Origin of the sequence: Pseudoalteromonas sp. T1lg76, assembly GCF_002964725.1 — a bacterium.
Taxonomy (GTDB): domain Bacteria; phylum Pseudomonadota; class Gammaproteobacteria; order Enterobacterales; family Alteromonadaceae; genus Pseudoalteromonas.
On record NZ_PQCE01000009.1, the window covers coordinates 113,062 to 136,200 of the forward strand.

Here is a 23,139-nt window from a genome sequence, read left to right on the forward strand (position 1 = left end):
AAAAAATGCCCCAGCGCGCCAGCATAGGCTTACTTGCTCGCTTAACACGCATAGGGATCAGAGAGTTAATATGAAAACAATGTTTCACCTTGGCATTTCAAAAGAACAATTAAACGGCGCCACCCTGGCTATTATTCCCGGCGCTCCAGAGCGGGCCGCAGTAATAGCGCAGCAACTGGATAATCATCAATGTCTGGCGCAGCATCGCGAATTCCATGTTTATCTTGGCGAATTAAACGGCCAAAGTGTGGTGGTCTGCTCCACAGGTATCGGCGGCCCGTCAACTTCCATTGCCGTTGAAGAGCTGGCGCAACTGGGGGTCGATACCTTTTTACGCGTCGGCACCACGGGCGCCATTCAGCCCCATATTAAGGTCGGCGAGTTACTGATCACTCATGCCTCGGTACGCCTCGATGGTGCCTCGCACCACTTTGCTCCCCCCAGCTACCCCGCGGTTGCCGACTTTAGAGCCACCGCCGCCTTAGTCGCTGCCTGCGAGCAAAGCAAGGAAGCACACCATATCGGCATTACCGCCTCAAGCGATACCTTCTACCCGGGTCAGGAGCGCTACGACACCCACAGCGGCTATGTGCCTCAGCACCTGCAAGGCAGCATGGCACAGTGGCAAGCCCTTAAAGTAATGAACTATGAAATGGAATCGGCCACCCTGCTGACCATGTGCAGCGCCTTAGGGCTGCGCGCCGGTTGTATCGCCGGGGTGCTGGTGAATCGTTGCGATCAGGAGATCCCGGCAGTGGATATTGCCGCGATAGAGCAGCGCGCCATCACTCAGGTACTGGCTGCGGCGGCGCTACTATTGGCACAGTGATACTGAAACCTGGCCTGCGGCGCTAAGCGTCGCACCATAGCCTCGGTGCTGTCCCGATGCGACTTTAGGCTATCCAGCTCACAGAGGGACACACTGTCGATGGCCTTAAAATCAATGCCCTGCCCCAAGAGCGCCACCTGACTAAAGGCCGCCAGCAAGGGATGGAAGCTGGGATTAAAGGCGGCATTTTCAATATAACGGCCATAAAAATGCTGCTCGCCCATGCTTAACATCAAGGCCGCCTGGCCACCACTGTAGGGCGCATAACTGAGCTGCAGATGCCGATGCAATTGCTGCTGCAGTTGCTCGACATCATCACATTTACCAAGACCGCAACAATTGCCTTTTTGCTCAGCCAAGATACGTTCACTTACTCCTAGATCGTTTGGCCCAAACGCCAGAGGTAATAACTCGCTCAGCGTCGCCTCAACCTCACCAATACTGATTGCAAGTCCAGTATCGGCACAAAACTCATTGATAAACTGGCGACAATAGCCACAAGGCGTGGCACTGACATACAAGTGCAGAAGCTCACAGGCGTCATTGAGCCAGGCATTATGCAGTGCGGTTTGCTCCGCATGCACGGCGCTCTCTAGCCCGCAATGGGGCAACTCAACATTGACTCCGGCGGCGTAGAACTCTTCACCCTGATGATTGCGGGCATGCACCAAAGCCGCCACCTGAAACTCGGAAACGGGCGCGACTGCCCAGGGCTGTATCTGGGTTAACAGCCACTGTGCGGTGTCTTTGTGATTATTTCCCAGCAATTGGCTGAGATTTTCAAATTGCTGTGCGCTAATAATGCCGCGCTGTTGCTTGATACTTTCAAGCATGGGGGTTGGACACACAAGCTGTCCTTTTGTTTAGCAGTTTATGGCGATAGTAACCTAGTGGCGCTAACGCGGCAACCTGGCCCGCATTAGCGCTACTTTACACTAACTTAGCCGGTATTACGCATCCCGGCGGCGATACCGGCCATGGTGATCATCAAAGCATTATCCAAAGCCACCGAGCCACCGGCGCGCACCCGCTTTAATAGCTCAACCTGAAGCACATTCAAGGGATCGGTATAGGGGTTTCGCAGGGCAATGGACTCGCGAATCCAAGGCTGATGACCGAGCAAGGTATGCTCAGGGCTCAACTCCTTGATAAGCGCCGTGGCCTGTGCCAGCTCACTGCGCAGTTGCTCACCTAGGGGTTGCAGATGCGACGCCACCAGGCGTTGGTCATAATAGGCGCTAAGCCAACTATCTGCTTTACAAAACACCATTTCCAGCATTTCCAAACGGGTGCGGAAGAAGGGCCATTGCTGGCTCATCAGTGCCAGGTGCTGCTCACCAAATTCCTCTATGGCTGCCGCCAATCCCTGATAAGCACCCAACCAGGCGGGCAGCATTAACCGGTTTTGCGACCAGGCAAATATCCAAGGGATCGCTCTTAGGCTTTCTACGCCACCGTCCGGATTACGTTTTGCCGGTCGTGAACCTAGGGGCAGTTTACCCAGCTCCTGCTCAGGTGTGGCGCTGCGGAAATAAGGAACGAAATCCTTATTGCCACGCACTATGGCGCGATAATGTTCGCAGGACTTCTCGCTTATTACCGCCATGACCTCGCGCCACTGCGGCTCGGGTTGCGGCGGAGGCAATAAATTGCCCTCAAGCACGGCGCCCACATACAGGTGCAGGCTTTGCTTGGCGACACTGGCAAGACCGTATTTAAAACGGATCATTTCCCCCTGCTCGGTCACCCGCAGGCCATTTTTCAAGCTGCCCGGCGGTTGCGAGCGCAGGGCTTGAGCCGCCGGTGCGCCGCCACGGCCCACTGTGCCGCCACGGCCATGAAAGAGTACCAGCTCAATATCACAGTCATCGCTTAGGGTAACCAGGGATTCCATGGCGCTGTACTGGGCCCAGCCTGCTGCCATCATGCCGGCGTCCTTGGCCGAGTCGGAGTAACCTATCATCACATATTGCTGCTCACCCATCACGGCGCGGTAAACCTCGTTATCATACAGGGTGCGCATCACTTCGGGGGCGCGATTAAGGTCGTCCAAGGTTTCAAACAGAGGCGCCACCGGCATATTGAACGCACAGCCAGCCTCTTTTAACAGCAACTTCACCGCCAGCACATCGGAAGCCTGACGGGCCATGGAAATAATATAGATGCCAAAGTTATCGGCGTGGTTGTCGGCAATCACCCTGAAGGTATCGAGCACTTCCTGGGTTTGCTCAGACGGCTGCCAATGGCGGGGCAACAAAGGCCGCGGATTGGCCAACTCCTTGGCTAAAAAGGCCAGCTTGGTCTGCTCATCCCAGGCACAGTAATCGCCCAACTCCAGATATTGGCTGATCTCCGCCAGTACCTGGGCATGTTTGTCACTGTCTTGGCGAATATCGAGCTGGCTCAGCTGCAGGCCAAAGCAGCGACAGCGCACTATAGTGTCTTGCAGCAGACCATCGGCTATGACCGCCATCTTATTGCTGCATAAAGAGCGATAACACATTTGCAGCACATTGATGATTTGCTTGATGTCGGTAATACGGTTTTCACCCCGACTTGGCTGACCGGTAATTTTTGCTTCCAGATATTTATGGGTCTGCTGTAAGTCGCTGCGCAGCGCTTTGAGCACCTGACGATAAGGCTCATGGCTTGGGCCACTGAGCGCCAATAGCTCTTCGCTGGCCGAATGCATGGAAAGCTCATTGATAAGCTGATTCAAATCGCGAATATACAAGTCCAGGGCCATCCAGCGGCCATGTTCGAGCACGCTTTGGGTCACCTCGGCGGTAACATAAGGGTTGCCGTCCCGATCGCCGCCCATCCAGGAAGTAAAACGCACAGGTCGGGCACTGGATGCCAGGCTCATATTTAACTCCTGCTGCAACAGGGTATCGAGCTCACGCACATATTCGGGCACCGCTTGCCACAGGCTGTTTTCTATCACAGCAAAGCCCCATTTGGCCTCATCCAGCGGCGTTGGCCGGCTGTGCCGTATTTCATCCGTATGCCAGGCCTGGGCGATAAGCTGGCGCATACGCGCAAGCAACTGAGTGCGTTCGGTCGGCAAGAGTTTGTCGAGTTCAAGCTTATCGAGGCAATCACTTAGTTGCACATGCTTGTTGATTAATGTGCGTCGAGTCACCTCGGTGGGGTGCGCCGTCAATACCAGGTTAATATCGAGTTTGGCCAGCGCCTGCGCTATTTGCTCACTGCCGATATTACTCTGCTTCAGGCGTTTTAGGGTCTGTTTGAGAGGGTCGAGCTGGCAAAAACCTGTATCCGCATGACGCGAAACCGTGTGGTACTGCTCCGCCACATTGGCCAGATTTAAAAACTGGTTAAAGGCGCGCACCACCAGCAGGAGCTCATCGTCGCTAAGGCGATGCAACTCGTTCAGCAGCTGCTCCCGGGCTTGCTCGTCACCAGTACGTGAACTCTTGGCCAGTTGACGAATGGCTTCAACCTTTTCTAAAGCTGGCGCACCTAAGGCCTGCTCTATGGTGTGTCCCAGTATTTGCCCTAACAAACTCACATTGCTGCGCAGTGCGCTGTATTGGTCGCTCATTCCTCTCTCCATATCCGGTGTGCAGAATTTAACTTGTTGTAGCATGGAATTGGGTCAAAATTAAAGGCTTGCGTCTTAGGCCGAGGGGATGAATAGACCGGAGCTTCGCCTTGAGCATAAAGCGGACATATAGCCTGCAATCAAAAGTAACAATTTTGTATCCTACTGCTAGGTCTTAGATATAACTAAAAAACTTCTAACTCTCTTTGGTTATTTCTCGATAGACTTTGGATAATAATGGATAACAAGGCTAGAATCAGATAGATAGCAGCCATTCTCGGAGACACACTATGTTGCGATTTACCTTATACACTGTGAGTCTGTGCACTGCACTCGTGCTCACCCCTCCTGCCCAAGCTGGTTTAGAAGAAGGAATTGCTGCCGCCAATGTGGGTGATTTTGAAACCGCCATCAGCGAATTTCAATATCTTGCCGACAAGGGCTTTGCGCCAGGGATTTATGAACTTGCCCAGCTGTATGAAAATGGTTATGGCGTCGCCAAAAATCAATACAAAGCAGCGCAACTCTACCAACAAGCTGTAGACAAAGAATACGCCGATGCCATGTTTTCACTCGCCGTGATGTATCAAGAAGGCCGAGGCGTGAAAGTGGACTCACAACGTGCAGTACAACTTTTTATCGGTGCCGCAAAAAAGGGTGTAGCCGCCGCCCAGTTTAACCTCGGCGTTATGTACACCAATGGCGAAGGTGTGCTCAAAGACTACCCTACAGCGGTAGACTGGTATCAACAAGCCGCAGCGCAGAATTACACTTTAGCCCAATTTAACTTGGCGCTGATGTATTACGAAGGCCTAGGCGTACCAAAAAGCATCGAAAAGTCATACATTTGGAACAGTATTGCCGAGTTCAACGGCAATATGGATGCCAGCACCAGCCGCAAGCTCGATGAGCGTAGACTACAACCGGATGCCATTGAGCGCGCGAAAAGAACCGCCAATGATATGTATGAGAGGATCCTCGCCGGACGTTACGTAGGTGAAGGCCGACGCCTTTAAAGACAAGCTAAACGGGCTTTGTTTTTCAACAGCAAAGCCCGGCTAGCGGCGGCATTCCCTGGAGTATCCAGCTAATATTGAGCCCATAAGGATTTATATACGAGGCAAGGTGTGAGTTACCACCTACTGTGTTTTCATTGACTAACCCAAGGGAATAAACAAGATTAATGGACGCTCGCTCTTATATTTTTCTCCGCTGTGCTCGGTATATGGCGAAGATGCTCACAATACCACCTCAGTGGACAAGGGCATGCAACTGAACAGCTTTGCACAAAGCCATCGCGGCGTTATTCGCAGCAAAAATGAAGACGCCTTATTGGCACTTCCCGAGCAAGGAGTCTGGGTGGTTGCCGATGGTATGGGTGCGCACAGCGGGGGCGAATACGCCAGTGCGCAGGTGATTGAAGTCGTCAAACAGCAGCTGCTTAAGCGCCCTCACAACATTCCACTCTATCTCACCCTAGTCAGCGCTTTTGAAGACGCCAATAGACAAGTTTTCGACTACTCACAGCTGTATATGCAGGGAAAAACCATGGGTTCAACTGCGGTCGCCCTGGTCCTGGATGGCCCTGATTTCTATTTTATCTGGGTCGGCGACAGCCGAGGTTACCTATTTAGAAACAATCAACTGGAGCAACAGACCCGGGATCATAGCCGGATCAACCTGTTGCTTGATACCGGAGTGATCACCTCGGCGCAAGTGGCCAGCCACCCGCTGCAACATGAGGTAGTGCGGGCCCTAGGCGTCAAACGCCAAGTTCAGGTAGAAGTGATGCATGGTAAAAGGCACAAGCAGGATATCTTTTTATTATGCAGTGACGGCTTAACGGACAAGCTATCCGACTTTGAAATAGAAGTGTCACTAAACGCCACTAATATACACAGTGCCGGCAAGGCCTTGATGCACTCGGCGCTCTCTCACGGCGCCGGCGACAACGTCACCTGTATACTCGTTAAGCAGGGCGAGTAAAACCTGCCAACCTTTTTCCTTACCAGCGACGGCGATTTTTGCCCCAGCCCTTGCGCTAGATCAAAGTTCGGTACAACTGCACCATCAATAGCCATGCCATACTGATTTAGATCAATAAGTTGCGCTCATTATCCTTGTTAAAATTTAACCAATCCAAATTATCACGTAAACAAGGATAGATCATGGCGCACTCTGACTTACATCCTCATATGGAGGCGGCTATGCAGCCCAATGTCACTCACATTAACAAATCCTCCGGGGAGCCCTCGGTGCAAGAGCAGGTGCACCTGTATAAACAATTGTTGCTAGAAAAAGAGCGACAGATAAGACACTTGCAAGAAGCGCAAGCACCGCTACTGGCACAAATCAATCAGGCAGACGAGCTCAATAAAAAAGCCTTGGCCCATATGGATAAAATGGCCGAACAGATGCAGCAGGTGCAGATCCAGGCCAAACGCGATGTGCAGATAGAGCTGGCCGATCTGGAGCAAAAGTTAGAAGAAGCCAATACCAGCGGGCATGTAATGAAGCATCATTGCCGCGATCTTCAGGAGCGCAACAAGGAGCTGCATGAACTGCTTAAATCATCAACACAACAGGTAGAAGAGCTGCAACGACGTTTGCAAGGGCAGAGCCAGGACATCAACAGCATTCGCGAAGAAAAAGTAAAACTGAGCATGCAGGTGATCACCCAGGGCGAACAGCTCAAGCGCTGCGAAAAGCAACTTAGCGATGCTCTGCACGGCTATTACAGTGGCGTTATGAATAAAAACAAAAAAGTGAGCAAAAACCTGCCACGCTAATTTTCACTCTTATGCGCCAAAACACAGCGGGCTAATTAGCCCGCTTTTTTGTGTTATTCAGGTTATTTAAGAAGCCGGTAGCGATTTTAGCTCGCGACGGGCCATCACATGCTTATAAATACCGATAAGAGAGGCGGCTATCCAGAATATCTCGATAACAAAACTGGCAAGGTTGAAATTGTAACAGAGGCTTACTAACAACAAGATGGCACCGCTTAGGTTCATCAGGTTATAGCCCAGACCCGAGGCAAGTAACTTCTCTAGCTGTAATAAGAAAAACGCGCCCACCACTAAAAAGGTGCCGCTCATGCCAATAACATCAAATAATAGGTCCATTACCTAGCTCCACAAAACAAACCTCTTCAGCCTACCAAGGCCAGGCTGGACACCTAAGGACAAATGCCCTGCTGATACCAACTCACTTAAATAGCTAATCATTCTAGCGGGCTAAATACCATGCTAACCGCGTTGGAATTGGTATTATTTCATATACACCTTTTGGCCGATCATTTTTAATGCCGGCGTGCCGCGGATCAGGGTTTGTCGGGCAAACACCTGCTGACACCCCGGGCAGGTTGCCACCTCCTCGGTGTAGTCTTCGCTGATACGCTCAATAAAACATTTTACCAACGCCCCCTTGCCACCTTTTCGATACTTATACAGTTGAGTGCGACATTTACTGCAAAAGATATCCACGGTGCGAACCGGCCCCTTTTTATTCGGCTTGGCCATGCTTCCCCCATTATTGATGAGGAGTTAGCTTAACATTTTAACGGCGCGATGAGCCATTGGCGCGCCATCAAACGCTCGGGAGCAATGAAGCCCTTACCATAAAGCATAATGATCTTCAGTTAAGCCAAGGACATTATCGAGGCGATGCAGCCGACCTTTGGCATCTTCAATCTGGCCATTGAAATGGCCGATATACTGGCGAAAGTTGCTCTTTAACAGCCCCAGATTCAGGCGCTCCTGACGCTTGTTTAAGGGGCTGAAGGTCAGCGAGACCTTGCCATCTTGAGAGCTTATCTGCCAGTCCTGCTCACAGGCACGGCGAGTAAAATCAAAATGCACCGGGCCAAGCAGATGGCGCTCACCATCGCGCCAAAACACATTTTCGTTATAACCTGTCTCATTGACTCCGGCGGCCAGGTTGAGGCCGAACAATGACCCACCAATACGGCCATTAATACTGGCCCAGCGCCAGCTGGTTTCCCGGCGCATAAAGCCGGCGGAAAAATCATACCCCGCGAGGGCATGCTCCAAATCTTGAGCTTCTTGATTGATTACCAGCGAGCCCTGCACCCCCAAGGCGTTGTGTTTCTGGGTGTAGGTCCAGCCGCTGTAGCCGGTGGGGTTACACATAGCCATAGGCAGGCTGGCGGACCATGGCGCTAAGGTCAGTTCGGCACTAATTTGCTTGGTAGCAATACGCAACTGCCACACGCCGGCGTTGATCTCCATGCTTATCTTGCCTCCCGCACCACCCAAGCTGGAGCATCCCCCCCAAGGCGAAGGGGCCATGGTGCAGCCCAATGACAGGGGCTTAAGCCAGCTCGTTTCCACCAGCTTATTGGCTTCAATATCATAGAGATAGCAAAAGCCAGAGGCGGCATAACGAATATCGGCAATGGCCACGCCAATTAAAAATCTGGGAGTGATCACAGAGACAAACTGAAACTGCTTAAAGTGAAAATGCTTTGCCAATCGCCCGGCGGGCTTATCCATGGCATTGGTGTAGTTAAAGTGCTCGAGTCCAAAGGATTGAATCGGGCCATTGAGGTGACCAAAGTGCACTTTGCCCGACTCGCTCACCAGGGTATCAAGGCCTGTTTCAGTGCCTAGGGCTATGGGAAGAATATCCATCTTCATCCTTTATTTTTCTTATTTTTGCACCGCCTTGGCTGAATCCTGTGGGGGCGGCACTGGAGTATTAACTCTAACCCCTTGAGAGCCAAGTTAAAACCTCAATATGCTCGGGCACAATCTGCAGCGCCCGATCAGGCTAGTGCCATAACCCGAGGATCAGGCCAATCAGGGTAAATTGCAGAGTATGATAACCGCCGTTGACCAAAAACAGTTTAAGCGGTCTTTGCTCGAATAAATAACTAATGCCAAAAGAGGTTGCCACCCAGCATAAACCGGCGGCAAAACCGGCACCAACGGCAAAGCCGAGATCGGGTTTTGGGCCTAAAAATAACGCAAACACAAAGGCCGCGACCAAGGAGAGGATAAAAGCCAGGGAGAACACCTTGCCCATGGAAGCCTGAGCCAAGTCCACATCGGTTAGGCCACAACCATCGAGCCAGGCGGATTTAAACATGAGCGGCGAATACCATAGCCCGCCAAGGATAAAGGTGGCTAAGGCCGCCAACAGCACCGCAAAAAAGTTAAACTCTGCAAAATTCATAATCAAGCTCACGACAGTGTTTGCTTAAGCGTAGCCTGCGATCCCCATAGCGGCAAAATTGTGCTCCAGAGCGGGACTGCGAGATTATCTTGCCGAATCGAAATTAAGCAAGAGCCATTATTCTAGGGTGAAGGCCTCGCAGGGGGTACTTTGGTGATAAACCACCCGCCAGTGTTGCTCCGCATCCAAACGCCACAAGGACATACGCGAGGAAAAATGCCACTGACCGCCCTTAATACGTCGCAAGGCACTGCGATAATAGAGCTGCACCACGGTATCGCTGAGCATACGACCAATAAAATCCTGATTATGAAAAAGCGGCTTGCGGCTTTTCGACTGCTCCTTGGGCAGACGCTCCAGCACATTGGTCTTATTAAAACGTTTTCCGTCCGAGGACACCTCAATAAAGTCATCGTCAATCAAGGCATTGAGACGCGCCGCATCGGCACGCACGTCTTCACGCATCAAGGAGCGTTCAAGCTCGATAAGTTGCTCAAATAACTGCGCTTTAATCTTGTTCATAATGGCGTATAAATTTTCCTGCGTGCATCATCAAACGAACCGGCGTTAACTGGCCGAAATTAACTGACCGGTATCGTTCAGCTGCGATTTATCTAAAGAGATTACATCAGCGTAGTAGCCAAGCGGCCAATTTGCCAACTTCATGTACCATATTCAATACCTTAGGTGCTATTAGGTGCTATAAAAAGACTGACTGATTTACTTCAACACTGGCTTGCACTTTCAGTAACTGTCATACGCAGCATACAGAGAATAAAGCATACTTCTTTGCAAGACATAGGTAAGGCTCGACCAAGCAGGTTCATTTTGGTATAAAGCAGCAACATACTAAAGACGTCGGGCCAGTTGAATTAGGCGGTCGCCGATGCAATGACACAGGATTTTTATATGCATTACGCAGAGATCACCGGCTGGGGCAAGTGTGTTCCACCGGCGCGAATTAGCAATCAGGATATAGCCACAGTCGTAGATACATCCGACGAGTGGATCAGCTCACGCACTGGCATTAAAGCCCGTCACGTTAGCCATGTCAGCACCGCCGAGCTGGCCACAGTTGCGGCGCAGCGCGCCCTAGATTGTGCCGGCCTGGATGCCAAGGATTTAGACCTGGTATTGGTCGCCACCTGTACACCCAGCACTGTCGTCGCCAACACCGCCTCCGAGGTACAACAACGCCTCGGTGCCACAGGTGCAGCCGCGTGTGACAGTAATGCCGCGTGCTCTGGCTTTTTATACGCACTGCAAATGGCCACTGCACAAATTCAGGCGGGAATGATCAAGCGCGCCGTGGTTGTCGCTGCTGAACGTATGAGCTGGTATATCAACTGGGCCCGCCGCGACAGCGCCGTGCTATTTGGTGATGGTGCTGGTGCCGTGGTACTTGAGGCAAGCGAGCAAGCACTGGGGTTATTGGCCAGCAAATCTGGCTGCGACAGCTCGGATCGCAGCATCCTGCACATTGAAAATTTTGGTTCCAACATCAATAAGTACGAAGCCATCGGTGGCTCGGAGCTGCATTTTGTCGGCCCGGAAATCTTTAAGCGTGCGGTTAAAGGCATGAGCGGCGCCTGTGATGACGTACTGAACCAGGCACAATTAAGCCTGGATGATATCGATGTACTGGTACCCCATCAGGCGAACCTGCGCATTATCCAGGCCATTCAGCAACGCCTTAAGGTCGAAGACGACAAGGTGATGGTCAATATCGATGAGTATGGCAACACCTCGGCGGCCACCATAGCCATCGCCCTGTGTGAAGCGGTAGAGCGCGGCATGATAAAACCGGGTGCCAACATTATGTCGGCGGCCTTTGGAGCAGGTTTAACCTGGGCCGCAAGTTATATAAAGTGGGGTCAAAGAGTAACTCCTGTGCGTGAAAGCAGCGCCGAGTTACCACCTTGCCCGCAAACCGGCCTGGAGCTTATCGCCGACGCCGTTGCTGCGTGTCAGAAATAAAAAACGGTAAACTTCCTTTCAATTCAAGGCCGCCTATGCGGCCTTGTTTCTTTTTGCTGTTTTATTGCGCTACATCATCGGCGTTCTCGCCACCCTTTTGCTATGTTAAATAAACACCTAAACACACCAAAAGGGCCAGCAAATGAAACGTCATGGTTTACATATAGGCATAGAGCGCACCAAAGCGCGCTTTTACATTTCCATGGTGATAGTCGGCAAGTTAGATCATCACGACTATGAAGTGATCACTCCTATGTTTGATGACGCCCTAAAGGGGCTGGATGAGCGCATCGTTGATGTGTTTATCGATGCCAGCGAGCTGGAAGGATTCAGCGCCCGCGCTCTGTGGGATGACTTTAAGCTCGGCATTGCCCACCGACACCAATTTCGCCGTATCGCCTTTTACGGCCGCCACGACTGGCAGGATTATGCGGCACGCATCGCCAATTGGTTTACCAGCGGTGAGGTCAAGTATTTTGCCGATGCTGATGCCGCCAGGGCCTGGCTCAATGAGCCTGATACCAAGTCCGACGGAGAATAAAAAACGAGCCGCAATTGCGGCTCGTGATTTATATGATGGGGTGAAAACGCGTTAACGCCCGTATTTATCTGCCAGCATGGTGTATACGGCGCGAATACCGAAAGCTTCACCGCCTACCGGGCGACCGGGCAACGCACGTAGGTTCCAGGCCATCACATCAAAGTGGACCCAAGGGGTTTTGGCGTCGATAAATTCCTGCAGATACAGGGCTGCGGTAATAGCACCCGCGAAAGGGCCCGGTGCACAGTTGGTTAAATCTGCCACATCGCTTTTCATCATATTCTTGTACTGGGCGAATAATGGCATGCGCCATACAGGATCTTGGCTATGTTCACCGGCTTGAGTCAGGGCCTCGGCCAGCTTGTCATCATTACTGAAAAAGCCCGGCAGCTCGGTACCCAAGGCAATGCGCATGGCGCCGGTCAGAGTAGCGAAGTCGATGATCATCTCCGGGTTTTCCTGCTGTGCTTCATCTAAGGCATCACACAAGACTAAACGACCTTCGGCATCCGTGTTATCGATTTCCACGGTCAGACCCTTGCGTGTTTTCACCACATCGCCCGGGCGAAACGCATTGCGTGATACCGCATTTTCCACCGCAGGTACCAGGACCCGCAGTTGAATATTCAACTCCATGGCCATAATCAGATTCGCCAGGCCAATTACATGGGCGGCACCACCCATATCCTTTTTCATCAAACGCATACCGGCGGCGGGTTTTAGATCCAGACCACCGGAGTCAAAACACACACCCTTACCAACCAGGGTTACTTTAGGCGCATCCGATTTGCCCCAGCGTAAATCCAACAACCGCGGCTTGTTTTCACTGGCACGGCCAACAAGATGAATGGTGGGGTAATTTTGCTCTAGCAGCTCATCACCCACCCACTCGCTAAACTCACCGCCAAAGCGCTGAGCCATGTCGTTCATCACTTCACTTAAGTGCTGCGGCATCATATCCGCAGCAGGGGTGTTAACCAGGTCACGTACCACCTGGGTCGACTCCATTAATGCCACTAGTTCCTGGTATAAGGCAGCATCTTCAATAAGCAAACGCGCCTGTGGCAGCTGAATTTGCTTGTAGCCGCTGAACTGATAGCCACCAAGCACAAAGCCCAGGGAAATATCGCGCTCATTAGCGGCATTTTGTAATTGATAATCACCCTTGGGCAATTTACCGATAATATCACCGGCCGCCCACATATCAGCGACATCTGAAGTCACCAAAATAGCGCTTTGCGGCTCGCCAGTTTCAGGATTCGGCAGCACACATAAGCCGGGTTGCTGTTGCAGTGAGCGAGCTACCCAGGTACGGGTAAAATCATCTTGCTCTGCACACCAAGCCTCACAACCTTGTTGGTCAAAAATGAAAAGTGGAATTAAGGCGGTATCGAGACGAGGTTTATTGATGAGTAAATTCATTGCGGACTCACTTTTTATTACTGATAATAGGCAGGATATCAAGTTAAAAAAGTAAATGATATAGCCAAACCATGGGACCTTGCGAGCAAGCACGTCGACTGTTTTTTGCCTTGGGGCTGAGCGCCAAGCAGAAGCAACATATCAAGCAGTGGTTAAGCCACCATGCCACCTTAATCAAGGCGCCAACCCAATGCCGTAACTGGCATTTAACCCTGATGTTTCTCGGTCAGGTTGAGCAAGAGCAGGCGCAGCAGTTAATTGATGGCGCCCACAATCTGCGAGTGCCGCGTTTTTCTCTGACCTTGGATGAGCATGATTATTGGCCGCACAATGGCTTATTCCATCTGCGTCCAAGCACTCCCGATCCACACTTGCTGACCTTAGTCGCAAGGCTACGAGCCTTGGCCGGGCAACATCAGATCCACGATCAACATAGCCGTTATCGCCCTCATGTTACCCTGGCACGTAACCTTAAAACGCCCCCTAAGGTCGAGCGCCCCATGCCACCATTGCAGCTGGATATTGATCATTTCACCCTGTATCACTCGACTCGGGACGAGCAGGGGCTAGTGTATCGCCCCATCGCCGAATTCGCCTGTCGTTAGCGTCGCTACAGGCCGCTAGAGCCCAGAACTAATCGTCTTTTGGCTTATCCAACACTTTGGTTTTGGGTGGTTTGGGGTTACTAAAGGAGCTGGGCAGGATATCGACCCCCACCATATGAGCAATTTTGACCACCAAAGGAATGGTAATGGGTGCAAACGGCAGCACGGCAAATACCCCAAGGCCGAGGCCTTTAAGGATATCAATAAACTGTTTATTGGCTACCTGTAAGTCTTGTTTAGACGCCTGTCCCTTGGTGTAGCGCTTATATATATCGAGCATTTCCCTTGTTTCTTGCCGCTCTTGGGCAAGCGCCCACTTAAGCGTCACCATGGCGCGGCGGAGTTTCAGTTTTTGTCGGCGCCGCGAAATCATAAGCACCCGCAATGGAGCGCGATGGAACGAACGATAGATTCGCATACTGTCTTGAATTAGGGATCTGATTGCGCATTGTCACATACTTAGACGCATTTCACTAGCGCCCGACTTCTGCACCAGCTGGATGAGGACGGCTTGTATCGGCCAACACAGGCGCCATGGATTGCTTAGCGAAACAAATTAAATTTCGCCGTGCCGTGCAAACCAGGCCTGCACATCCAGGAACTGATCGCGCACTGCCTGTGGATGAGTAAGCATATCGATATGACCATAATCATGGTGATGACCATGGCTGCGGCCATAGATTTTTAGCTCCTGCAGCCCAACCCCGGACTCCTGCATAAACTTCTGAATATCTATGGGCTGAGCCAGGGATTTATCCTTAACCCCGGCAATATGCAAAATCGGCGGTAAACTCTTATCGCGCAGCGCTACACCATAGTCAAAGCCATCGTCACTGTCGACCCAGGGCAACACCTTGGCCCACTGCATACTCTGATAGTGCGACTTAATGGTTTCATTGTCGCTGCCCCACTTAAGCTGACGCGCAGGCAGATAACCGTGCTTTTGCGCATACTTAGGTGCCAGCCAATACCAGATTAAATTACCCTTAATAAATTTCCCCAGATGGCGATTGTAGAGCGAGCGCTTTGAGCCAAAATAGGCACAGGCACTTACCTTGTCTATATATTCAGGGAAGCGGGCAAAAGCGCTGTTAAAGAGCACCCCACCCCAGGAATGCGCAACCCAAAAACGGGGGAACTCGCCGCTATGAGCGATAATCTTATCAATAAAAGCGGGGATTTCGGCGCAGATGGCCTCGGTTTGACCATAGGCGGCACCTCGGGCTATGGCCGGTTTACTCTCACCTCTTCCAGCCAAATCGGCCACATAGCAACGATAACCTAAACGCGCTAAAAAGGGCGCCAGCCCCTTATTACTGTGGGTATAGAAAATTTTGCCGTTTTCAACGGCGCCATGCATAAAAAACACCGCCGGACCCGTGGCATCGGCCTTGGCGATATAACGAAGATGTAATTGCTGCGCGGCATTAAGGTCTACAAAAAGCGAATGCTGCTGAAGATCGGTCATAATTCGGCCCGTTTAGTTACTTCATCTCATCGTACCAGTGATAATAATCGGCAACAAGCTGTTAAAATATATCCGAATTTCTTGTTCAGTTTCAGTTTAGGCTAGTGTGATAGCCTTTACAGGAAATTAACAACTCAAGAGTAAAAATTATGAACTCATTACGTCCACTAAGTGTTGCTTTAATGCTAGCTGTTTCTCTAGGTGTAAGCGTTGAAGCCAGTGCTCAAGATAAAAAAGAAAAAGAAGTAAAAGAGCAAAAAGCACAAGTTAAAGAAATGAATGAGCACGCTGAACTTAAGCACCTAAATGCTCAAGAGCACGCCCAAGAGAAGCGTGAAATGGCCAAAGAAAAAGCCGAAGCCAAAAAAGAAATCGTTGAAGCTAAAAAAGAAGTAGCTGAAGAAAAGCACGAAGCGGCCGAGGGCAAAGCCCACGAGCACAAAAAAGATGCGAAAGAAAAAATGAAAGCCAAGGAAAAGAAAGCCAAAGAAAAGGCTAAAGAGAACAACTAAGAAAGACTTAAATAGTGCGACGAGACGAACGTCGCAAAGGCGAGTGTAACTAATCTCCCTTTTAGCCTTCAGTATTGCACACGGTACTGAAGGCTAGCTTCATCCCAGAGTTAAGCTCTTAGTATAAAGCTAGACTCTCGGCATTATGGCCCTAAAAACAAGCAGCCATAATCACCTAAATCTGTTAAATCAATCCTGTAGACCGAGTTTTGCGCGCTTTAGCGTCAGCCTGATCACGGTGATAAACTGCCAGGCCATAATCGCACCACCTACGCCTATTAGGGCATAGCTGTTTTCAATTTCATTTAGAAACGAGATAAATGCATCGCCATTGACGGCGAAGACGCCATACAAACCTAAACCAAATAAAATCGAGCCCGGCGCGCCGATTAGCTGTGCCTGAAGCATTTTTTTATTGATTTCACTGCGTTGTGCTTCCCTATTATCAGTCATAATTTTCCCTAATACTGGTATTGTTAATGGCTGCAAGCATTTAGCTTGTTGGCTTAATGCTTTATGCAACTTAAGAATATTTACCCGCCCCCACAATGGCAGGTTAACTACTTAATAACCCACATATTTACACTTATTTTCTAAGCTGTAAATAAGGTCTGCACGCGGCCCAAATGGCTTGGCCGGCTTAGGTCTTAACTCGGCGCTACATTCCAGCCGGCCGATCCCTTATACTATGCCCATATTCACGTGATAGAGATCCCGCCCTTGCATCCACAAAACCACCATCGAAACGGCTATGACTTCGACGCCCTGTGCAGCAGCTTACCGAGCCTACAAGCCTATGTGATTAAGCGCCCCGACGGGCAAGCCAGTATCGACTTTAGCGATGCCAAGGCATTGAAAACGCTCAATCAGGCCTTGCTGAAACATCACTACGATGTGGCCATTTGGGATTTGCCCGAGGGTTTTTTATGCCCCCCTGTGCCCGGGCGCGCCGACTACTTGCACCATCTTTATGATTTGATAAGCCAGGATACTGAGCACAGCCTAAAACAGCCTAAGGTGCGGGTGATGGATGTCGGCACAGGTGCCTCGCTTATCTACCCCATCCTAGGTAACAAGCTGTTTAATTGGCAGTTTTTAGCGAGTGATATAGATGTGCATTCGGTTAAGTTAGCAAAACAGCTGGCACAGTTAAATGCGTTGCCAATCAAGGTGGTGCAGCAAAAGCAGCCGACTCAGTATTTCGCCGACATTATCAAGGCGCAAGACACAATAGTGGCAACCCTGTGCAACCCGCCATTTCATGACAGTGAACAAAGTGCCCAGGCCGGTTCCCAGCGTAAATGGCGAAATTTAAAGGGACAACAGAGTAATACCCTGAACTTTGGTGGCCGCGCCAATGAGCTTTGGTGCCAAGGTGGTGAGCTGGCCTTTGTGCGTAATATGGCGTTGGAGAGCCAACACTTTGCCGAGCAGGTGATCTGGTTTACCAGCCTGGTATCGAAAAAGGAAAATGAGCGCCCATTGAAGAGCACCTTACGCAAACTGGGTGCCGTGCAAATTGAAGTGGTGGCCATGGCACAAGGGCAAAAAAGCAGCCGCTTTATTGCCTGGACCTTTATGGAGGCTGACGAGCGCCGAGCGCAACTGGCTCGGCTATTAGGCTAAGCCTTAGGCTTCATCTTGATTGAGCGCTTCTTTATAGTGTTTACGGCACACGGACACATAGCGCTCATTACCGCCTATCTGCACCTGATCGCCACTGGCGACCACATCGCCATGGTGATCATAACGCAACACATGGTTGGCCTTACGGCCACAGTGGCACACGGTTTTTAGCTCCACCAGCTTATCGGCCCAAGCCAGTAAATACTGAGAGCCGACAAACAACTCGCCTAAAAATCACTGCGCAAACCATAGCACAAGACGGGAATATTAAGCTGATCGACCACCTCGGTCAGTTGCCATACCTGCGCCTTGGACAAAAACTGGCTCTCATCCACCAGCACACAATGCAGGGCCTCTTCCTGGTGTTGCGAGGCAATTAGATCATACACATTGCTATTGCCATCAAAGACAAAGGCATCGGCCTGCAAACCGATGCGCGAGGCCACCTTGCCAACCCCGGCACGGTCATCGATGGCCGCGGTCATGATCATGGGACGCATGCCGCGCTCGCGGTAATTAAATGCCGATTGCAATAAGGTGGTGGACTTGCCGGCATTCATTGCCGAATAGTAAAAATACAGTTGAGCCATGGTAATTCTTCTAAAAACTTCGCGCGCCAAGCTTACACTAAGGCCCCTATCAAGGCCAAGGCAAACTCATCCCAGACCATTACTTGCTAATGTGGCCTTGCTCGAAGGCCAGTAGCCAGCGCTTGCGTTCCAGCCCACCGGCATAGCCGGTCAAAGTACCGTTAGCCCCAATCACCCGGTGACAAGGCACAATAATGCTGATGGGGTTACGACCATTGGCCGCACCCACGGCGCGCACCGCCTTGGGATTATCCACCAAACGGGCTATATCGCTATAACTGCCGGTTTCACCATAGCCTATGCTGCCTAAGGCCTGCCAGATCCTGCGCTGAAACTCGGTACCCTTGGTATCCAGGGGGAGAGCAAACTGGGAACGAACTCCCTGGAAATATTCTGCTAACTGGCTTTTTGCCTGCGCCGTGATGGCATTGGCACTTGCAGCCGCACTTGCAGCCGCACTTGCAGTCGCATCTACCTTGCGTTCAAGGTCAAAACCCACATAACACAGGCCTGTGTCACTGGCTTGGATCACCAGCTCGCCTAGGGGCGTATCGATACATTCTTGATATAAGGTCATAATTGTTGCCATAGTTGAAAAGTCAGGTATGAGCGAAACGGTGCGGCGCGCTCAATATCAATGCCGCTGAACCCGGCCAGCGCCTTTTGTACACCCAAGTCGCCGCCGAGATAAATATCCGGGTCGCTGCTGCCGCGCATTTTAGCGTAATTGACCGTCCAGGGGCCTATGCCCTTAATAGCCAACCAGGCATCCAAATCGGCACTGCCATGCTCGGCTACATAGGCGCTTAAATCACGCAACGCTTCTCTACGCCGCCCCGGCATCTTAAAAAAGGCCAACTCGCTTGCCGCCAATTGCTTGGCGGTGGGAAAATAACGCCCCTGCTCGCCCAGCTCCTTCACTAAAACAGTGGTAAGCGTGCGCGCCGCGCCAACGCTCACTTGTTGCCCCAGCACAGCACGAATACCGGCCTCAAAAGGATCCCACATACCCGGCAGGCGCAGCCCTGGAGTCAGTGCGAACTGCTCACCCACCGCGCTTTGCAGCTGGCCATTGATCACCTGAGTATCGGCATCCAGGTCCAGCACTCTGCGAATATTAGCCACTACTCCTTGCAGGCAGTGCCAGTTATCTAGGCTGATCTCGACCCTAAAGCCCTGCTTCTTGTCCTGATAATGAGCGGTAAATTCGCCCTTTGCGCCCTGATAGGTGAAGACGCGGCCATAACTTTCGGCAGTTATCCATTCCATAGGCGCGACTAGCCGTTTATTTAAAAACGCCTGCATGGCCTTCCAGTCATAAGGGGGGCGAAAACTGAGAAACAGGCTGATAGAGCCAGCACCCAATTGAGCCTTGGTGCGAATGGCACTCGGCGTCAGCTGCATCAGCTTCTTAAAGGCATCGTTAAAACGGCGCACGCTATTAAAGCCGGCGGCAAACGCAATCTCAGTGATCGGCAACTGGGTTTGCTGCAACAGCTGTTTAGCAAACTGACATTGGCTAAACAGCGCATATTGCCCCGGAGCGATGCCATAATGCTTTTTGAACAATTGATTTAGGTAGCTGGATGACACGCCAAGGCGAGCACTCAGTGCCTCGGCTCCGCCATTTGACCAATGACCCTGATCGATTAAGCGTTTTGCCCTGAGCGCCGTGGTTTGCGCCCCCAGCCAGGGATAGCTGCCTGGGCTGGCATCTGGGCGGCACCGTAAACAGGGGCGAAATCCCGCCTGCGCCGCTAAATGGGCATGCTCAAAATACTCGACATTCTGCTCTTTGGCGGCTGGCGCCGGACAAATAGGCCGACAATAAATGCCCGTACTGCGCACCGCCACATAAAACAAGCCGTCAAAGCGCTTATCACGGCTTAAGCGGGCTTTTTGGCAGACATCGGCGGTGAACATAACAAGGTTCCAGTAAGGGTGATTTATATGCTTAGCTTACCCCATTGGCGGTGCAGGACTAGCCGGATTTTGCACTCAATGGTAAAAATGCGTGCCGCGCGAGCAATTTGAAGGATTATTGCTCAGCAAATTGCAGCAGCTTGTCGCCGCTAAGCCGGTAGATTTGCCACTGCGCTTGCGCCTCGGCACCTATGCTGTGATAGAAATCGATGGCTGGCTGATTCCAGTCCAATACCACCCACTCAAAGCGACCACAATTTTTGCTGATGGCACGCTGCGCCAGGTACTTCATCAGTGCCTTGCCGGCACCGCGGCCACGTTTGTCTTCGCTGACAAACAAGTCCTCAAGATACAGGCCATTGCGGCCAAGCCAGGTTGAATAATTATAAAAATACACCGCAAAGCCTATGGCTTCGGCGTCGGGGGCATCGCTTTCAAAGCAGATAACGCTGTGCGCGGTCGCCCCCTCGTCAAACAAGGTGCGCTCTATATCTAGCTCGGTGGCGGCAACGGCGTCGGGCTCTCGCTCGTACACCGCCAATGCCTTAATAAACTGATAGATCAAAGGCACATCATTGATCACCGCATCGCGAATATATACCTGGCTCATGGTGGTTCCTGTTTACAAACTAAACCACCATCATACTAATGCTAAGCCACCTTGCAAGTTGTAGACCTGATGATAGCCCAAAGACTGCAAGTTCTTGATCGCCTGCCCCGAGCGGTTACCAGTACGACAGACCAGGATATAACGCGTATCCGGCTTCAACTGCTGGGCAAATAAGGCATTGGCCATGCGACTTAGCGGCACATTGAGCAGTTGATCGTCATGCACACTAAATAGCGAGCGTATGTCTTTGGCACCATGCTCATAAGGTTCGCGAACATCCCAAAGCACGGTTTCAAACTCCTCACTGGCAAGCATCTGCTGTACTTCGGCACTGCTCAGTTGCTGGGCGTTGGCATGCTTAGGCTGATGGCTAAAACCACAAAGGGCACCGCTTTCTGTGCTCAACTCCTGATCCAAAGCGCATTTTTGCTCGGCGAATTGCGCCTTGTTTATCTGCTCTTGCAAGACCTGTTGTAACAAAGGCGTGGCCTGAACCTGCGCCTGCCAACTCAAGGCAAAACACTGCTCGTAGTCATGAGCCGGACACAGCACGGTATCCGCAGCCAACTTAGTCGCCAGGGTGTGGATAGAGTCCAGCATTTGTTCTGTGTCGGCATCGGCAAATTGAGTGCTGCCCAAGCCGCTAAAAATATAGAGGTCGCCGCAGAAGCAGGCAGTAACCTTATCGCCTTGATAGAGCAAATAGCTGTGACTGTCGGCGCTGTGGCCAGGAGTAGACACACGAGTCAGGCGCTGCTCGCCAAGGCTGATGGCGTTGCCTTCGGGCCAGCCCAGGGGATCTTGCACCGGCGTCAGACCAAGACGCTCGGACAACAGAGTGCGCGCCGAGTCTTTATCCTGATGCTTATGGGTTTCCAGTACGGCTTTGACATGCAGCTGCTGCTGTGTAACCAGGCGGGCGATACGCGGTACCAGCTCGACAACCGGGTCGATGATCACGGCCTCGTTATTAATGCCCACATACAACCAACAACAACTGCCTTGGTGGCGCAGCTGAGTAAGGCCCAGGGCACATACTTCATGCTCGGGCTGAGTGGCATCTGAGACGATTAAGCAGTTATTCGCCAACACGGGTTTCAAGGCGCAAATGCGTTCACACGCTAGGGCAATTTCCTGCTCTGTGGCGGCCGGGCCAAAAGACATACGAATGGCATTTTCACTTTGCCAGTCATTGGCCCCCATGGCATCTAAAACAAAGCTGCGCGAGGCACCCGAGCTACAGGCAGAGCCACCGCTGACACGAATACCGGCAGCATCAAACAGGTCCATGACTTCTTTTGAGGTCAGGCTGTTTACGCAGAAGTTCAAAGTTGTCGGCACTGTGCCTTCAAGGGGAGCATTAAAGCTGATATCACCAAAAGTTTGCTCCAGGGCATGGATCAATTGCTGGCGGTACAAGTGCAAAGTCGCAACCGGCTTGAATACGTCTTGTGATTTATCGAGCAACATATCGAACAGCTCATACAGGCCGGCAATACCGGGCAGGTTTTCCGTACCCGAGCGCATGCCACTTTCTTGACCGCCACCGGCGATAAAAGGAGTGTATGGACTATTTTCACGAATATATAAGAAGCCTATGCCCTTAGGGGCGTAGAGCTTGTGACCAGAGAAAGGTGCATAGTCTATGCTGGTATCGCTGAGCGCCAGGTCTTGCTTACCCAAAGCCTGCACACAGTCCACCATCCAGCTAACATGGTCGTTATTAGCGCGGATCACCTGCTCCAGTTTGGCTAAATCCTGGTACACGCCGGTTTCATTATTCACCGCCATGGTGCAGATCATCAGCGCCTTACCCACATGTTGGGCGATAAAGTCCAAGTCCAGCAAGCCCGCTTCATCCACAGGAATGGCCATTACCTTGGCCCCCAAGCCCAGCACCTGGTTCCAGTGTTTAAGAGTGTTGGGCACCGCCTTGTGCTCGGTGGCACCGTAGAGCAATACGCTGTGCTCGGTGGCCTTATGTCGATTGGCTAAAAGTGTAGAAACTACGGCGGTTTGGATACCTTCGGTGGCGCCCGAGGTAAAGAGAATGTCGCCCTGCTCGGCGCCTATAACCTGACGCGCCTTGGCACGCGTTTGTTCCAACAGATACTTGGCCTGTACCCCGGTGATATGCGAACTAGACGGATTACCAAAACACACCTGCATGGTGTGAGAGACAACATCGGCAATGCGCGGCAACACAGGAGTGGTCGCATTGGCATCGAGATAAACGAGATCTTGGCTAGTCTGAGTGAAAAAACGCTGGGTCATG

24 protein-coding genes and 1 pseudogene are annotated in these 23,139 nt (G+C 51.5%); 9 read left to right on the forward strand and 16 right to left on the reverse strand.

Features of this window, described 5'->3' with window-relative positions; all coding sequences use genetic code 11:
- The first annotated feature begins 70 nt into the window (after positions 1-70).
- Complete coding sequence (gene udp, locus C2M35_RS04005) at positions 71-829, forward strand: uridine phosphorylase (RefSeq protein WP_105264657.1); 759 nt, start codon at positions 71-73, stop codon at positions 827-829.
- Here udp and cdd read toward each other — a convergent pair.
- On the reverse strand, positions 790-1,677 hold the full coding sequence (gene cdd / locus C2M35_RS04010; RefSeq protein ID WP_158677909.1) for a cytidine deaminase: 888 nt from the start codon (positions 1,675-1,677) through the stop codon (positions 790-792). The genes udp and cdd overlap by 40 nt on opposite strands.
- 92 nt (positions 1,678-1,769) lie before the next feature.
- On the reverse strand, positions 1,770-4,394 hold the full coding sequence (gene ppc, locus C2M35_RS04015; protein ID WP_105214281.1) for a phosphoenolpyruvate carboxylase: 2,625 nt from the start codon (positions 4,392-4,394) through the stop codon (positions 1,770-1,772).
- Positions 4,395-4,684: 290 nt separating this feature from the next.
- Between ppc and C2M35_RS04020 the strand changes: the two genes are divergently transcribed.
- From C2M35_RS04020 to C2M35_RS04030, 3 genes are all read left to right on the forward strand, one after another.
- Positions 4,685-5,410, forward strand: coding sequence for a tetratricopeptide repeat protein (locus C2M35_RS04020; protein WP_105201514.1), 726 nt, complete (start codon positions 4,685-4,687; stop codon positions 5,408-5,410).
- Between the two features lie 250 nt (positions 5,411-5,660).
- The gene (locus C2M35_RS04025) at positions 5,661-6,380 is read left to right on the forward strand and encodes a PP2C family protein-serine/threonine phosphatase (protein ID WP_105264659.1); all 720 of its coding nucleotides are present in this window, start codon (positions 5,661-5,663) and stop codon (positions 6,378-6,380) included.
- A gap of 182 nt (positions 6,381-6,562) precedes the next feature.
- On the forward strand, positions 6,563-7,183 hold the full coding sequence (locus C2M35_RS04030) for a hypothetical protein (protein WP_105201516.1): 621 nt from the start codon (positions 6,563-6,565) through the stop codon (positions 7,181-7,183).
- A gap of 66 nt (positions 7,184-7,249) precedes the next feature.
- On the opposite strand, the gene C2M35_RS04035 is transcribed toward C2M35_RS04030, so the two are convergent.
- From C2M35_RS04035 to C2M35_RS04055, 5 genes are all read right to left on the reverse strand, one after another.
- Positions 7,250-7,519, reverse strand: coding sequence for a CBU_0592 family membrane protein (locus tag C2M35_RS04035; protein WP_105264660.1), 270 nt, complete (start codon positions 7,517-7,519; stop codon positions 7,250-7,252).
- Positions 7,520-7,663: 144 nt separating this feature from the next.
- Entirely contained in the window at positions 7,664-7,915 is a 252-nt protein-coding gene (locus C2M35_RS04040) for a hypothetical protein (RefSeq protein WP_105201518.1), read from the reverse strand.
- A gap of 93 nt (positions 7,916-8,008) precedes the next feature.
- Complete coding sequence (locus C2M35_RS04045) at positions 8,009-9,052, reverse strand: DUF2804 domain-containing protein (protein WP_105264661.1); 1,044 nt, start codon at positions 9,050-9,052, stop codon at positions 8,009-8,011.
- 133 nt (positions 9,053-9,185) lie between these two features.
- Entirely contained in the window at positions 9,186-9,590 is a 405-nt protein-coding gene (locus C2M35_RS04050; protein ID WP_105201690.1) for a DUF1761 domain-containing protein, read from the reverse strand.
- Positions 9,591-9,707: 117 nt separating this feature from the next.
- Positions 9,708-10,112 (reverse strand): nuclear transport factor 2 family protein, encoded by a 405-nt coding sequence (locus tag C2M35_RS04055; RefSeq protein ID WP_234000017.1) that lies wholly within the window; start codon positions 10,110-10,112, stop codon positions 9,708-9,710.
- A gap of 387 nt (positions 10,113-10,499) precedes the next feature.
- On the opposite strand from C2M35_RS04055, the gene C2M35_RS04060 reads away from it, so the two are divergent.
- Complete coding sequence (locus tag C2M35_RS04060; protein WP_105201521.1) at positions 10,500-11,567, forward strand: ketoacyl-ACP synthase III; 1,068 nt, start codon at positions 10,500-10,502, stop codon at positions 11,565-11,567.
- A 142-nt stretch (positions 11,568-11,709) separates the two neighbouring features.
- Positions 11,710-12,108 carry an STAS/SEC14 domain-containing protein gene (locus C2M35_RS04065; RefSeq protein ID WP_105264663.1) on the forward strand — a complete coding sequence of 133 codons (399 nt, stop codon included), beginning with the start codon at positions 11,710-11,712 and terminating at the stop codon, positions 12,106-12,108.
- A 51-nt stretch (positions 12,109-12,159) separates the two neighbouring features.
- Here C2M35_RS04065 and C2M35_RS04070 read toward each other — a convergent pair whose 3' ends face one another.
- Positions 12,160-13,530: a leucyl aminopeptidase family protein gene (locus C2M35_RS04070; RefSeq protein ID WP_105264664.1), complete on the reverse strand. Its 1,371-nt coding sequence runs from the start codon at positions 13,528-13,530 to the stop codon at positions 12,160-12,162.
- Between the two features lie 71 nt (positions 13,531-13,601).
- Here C2M35_RS04070 and thpR point away from each other — a divergent pair, with 71 nt between their 5' ends.
- A complete protein-coding gene (gene thpR, locus C2M35_RS04075; protein WP_105264665.1) occupies positions 13,602-14,135 on the forward strand; it encodes an RNA 2',3'-cyclic phosphodiesterase in 534 nt (177 codons plus the stop codon).
- Between the two features lie 28 nt (positions 14,136-14,163).
- Here the strand turns inward: thpR and C2M35_RS04080 are convergent, their stop codons facing one another.
- Entirely contained in the window at positions 14,164-14,553 is a 390-nt protein-coding gene (locus tag C2M35_RS04080) for a hypothetical protein (RefSeq protein ID WP_105214303.1), read from the reverse strand.
- A 138-nt stretch (positions 14,554-14,691) separates the two neighbouring features.
- The gene (locus C2M35_RS04085) at positions 14,692-15,603 is read right to left on the reverse strand and encodes an alpha/beta fold hydrolase (RefSeq protein ID WP_105264666.1); all 912 of its coding nucleotides are present in this window, start codon (positions 15,601-15,603) and stop codon (positions 14,692-14,694) included.
- Between the two features lie 149 nt (positions 15,604-15,752).
- Between C2M35_RS04085 and C2M35_RS15635 the strand changes: the two genes are divergently transcribed.
- Positions 15,753-16,115: a hypothetical protein gene (locus tag C2M35_RS15635; protein WP_158677910.1), complete on the forward strand. Its 363-nt coding sequence runs from the start codon at positions 15,753-15,755 to the stop codon at positions 16,113-16,115.
- A 189-nt stretch (positions 16,116-16,304) separates the two neighbouring features.
- On the opposite strand, the gene C2M35_RS04095 is transcribed toward C2M35_RS15635, so the two are convergent.
- The gene (locus C2M35_RS04095; protein WP_105201536.1) at positions 16,305-16,568 is read right to left on the reverse strand and encodes a hypothetical protein; all 264 of its coding nucleotides are present in this window, start codon (positions 16,566-16,568) and stop codon (positions 16,305-16,307) included.
- Positions 16,569-16,817: 249 nt separating this feature from the next.
- Here C2M35_RS04095 and rlmF point away from each other — a divergent pair, with 249 nt between their 5' ends.
- Positions 16,818-17,741: a 23S rRNA (adenine(1618)-N(6))-methyltransferase RlmF gene (gene rlmF, locus C2M35_RS04100; RefSeq protein WP_233998012.1), complete on the forward strand. Its 924-nt coding sequence runs from the start codon at positions 16,818-16,820 to the stop codon at positions 17,739-17,741.
- 3 nt (positions 17,742-17,744) lie between these two features.
- Here the strand turns inward: rlmF and C2M35_RS04105 are convergent.
- From C2M35_RS04105 to C2M35_RS04125, 5 genes and pseudogenes are all read right to left on the reverse strand, one after another.
- A pseudogene (locus tag C2M35_RS04105) lies at positions 17,745-18,331 on the reverse strand (thymidine kinase).
- Between the two features lie 79 nt (positions 18,332-18,410).
- Positions 18,411-18,908, reverse strand: coding sequence for a methylated-DNA--[protein]-cysteine S-methyltransferase (locus tag C2M35_RS04110; protein ID WP_105264667.1), 498 nt, complete (start codon positions 18,906-18,908; stop codon positions 18,411-18,413).
- A complete protein-coding gene (locus tag C2M35_RS04115; protein WP_105264668.1) occupies positions 18,905-20,254 on the reverse strand; it encodes an AlkA N-terminal domain-containing protein in 1,350 nt (449 codons plus the stop codon). The genes C2M35_RS04110 and C2M35_RS04115 overlap by 4 nt, the downstream gene beginning before the upstream one ends.
- A gap of 115 nt (positions 20,255-20,369) precedes the next feature.
- Entirely contained in the window at positions 20,370-20,864 is a 495-nt protein-coding gene (locus tag C2M35_RS04120; RefSeq protein WP_105201541.1) for a GNAT family N-acetyltransferase, read from the reverse strand.
- A gap of 30 nt (positions 20,865-20,894) precedes the next feature.
- Entirely contained in the window at positions 20,895-23,138 is a 2,244-nt protein-coding gene (locus tag C2M35_RS04125; RefSeq protein ID WP_105264678.1) for an aminotransferase class V-fold PLP-dependent enzyme, read from the reverse strand.
- Position 23,139: the final 1 nt, after the last annotated feature.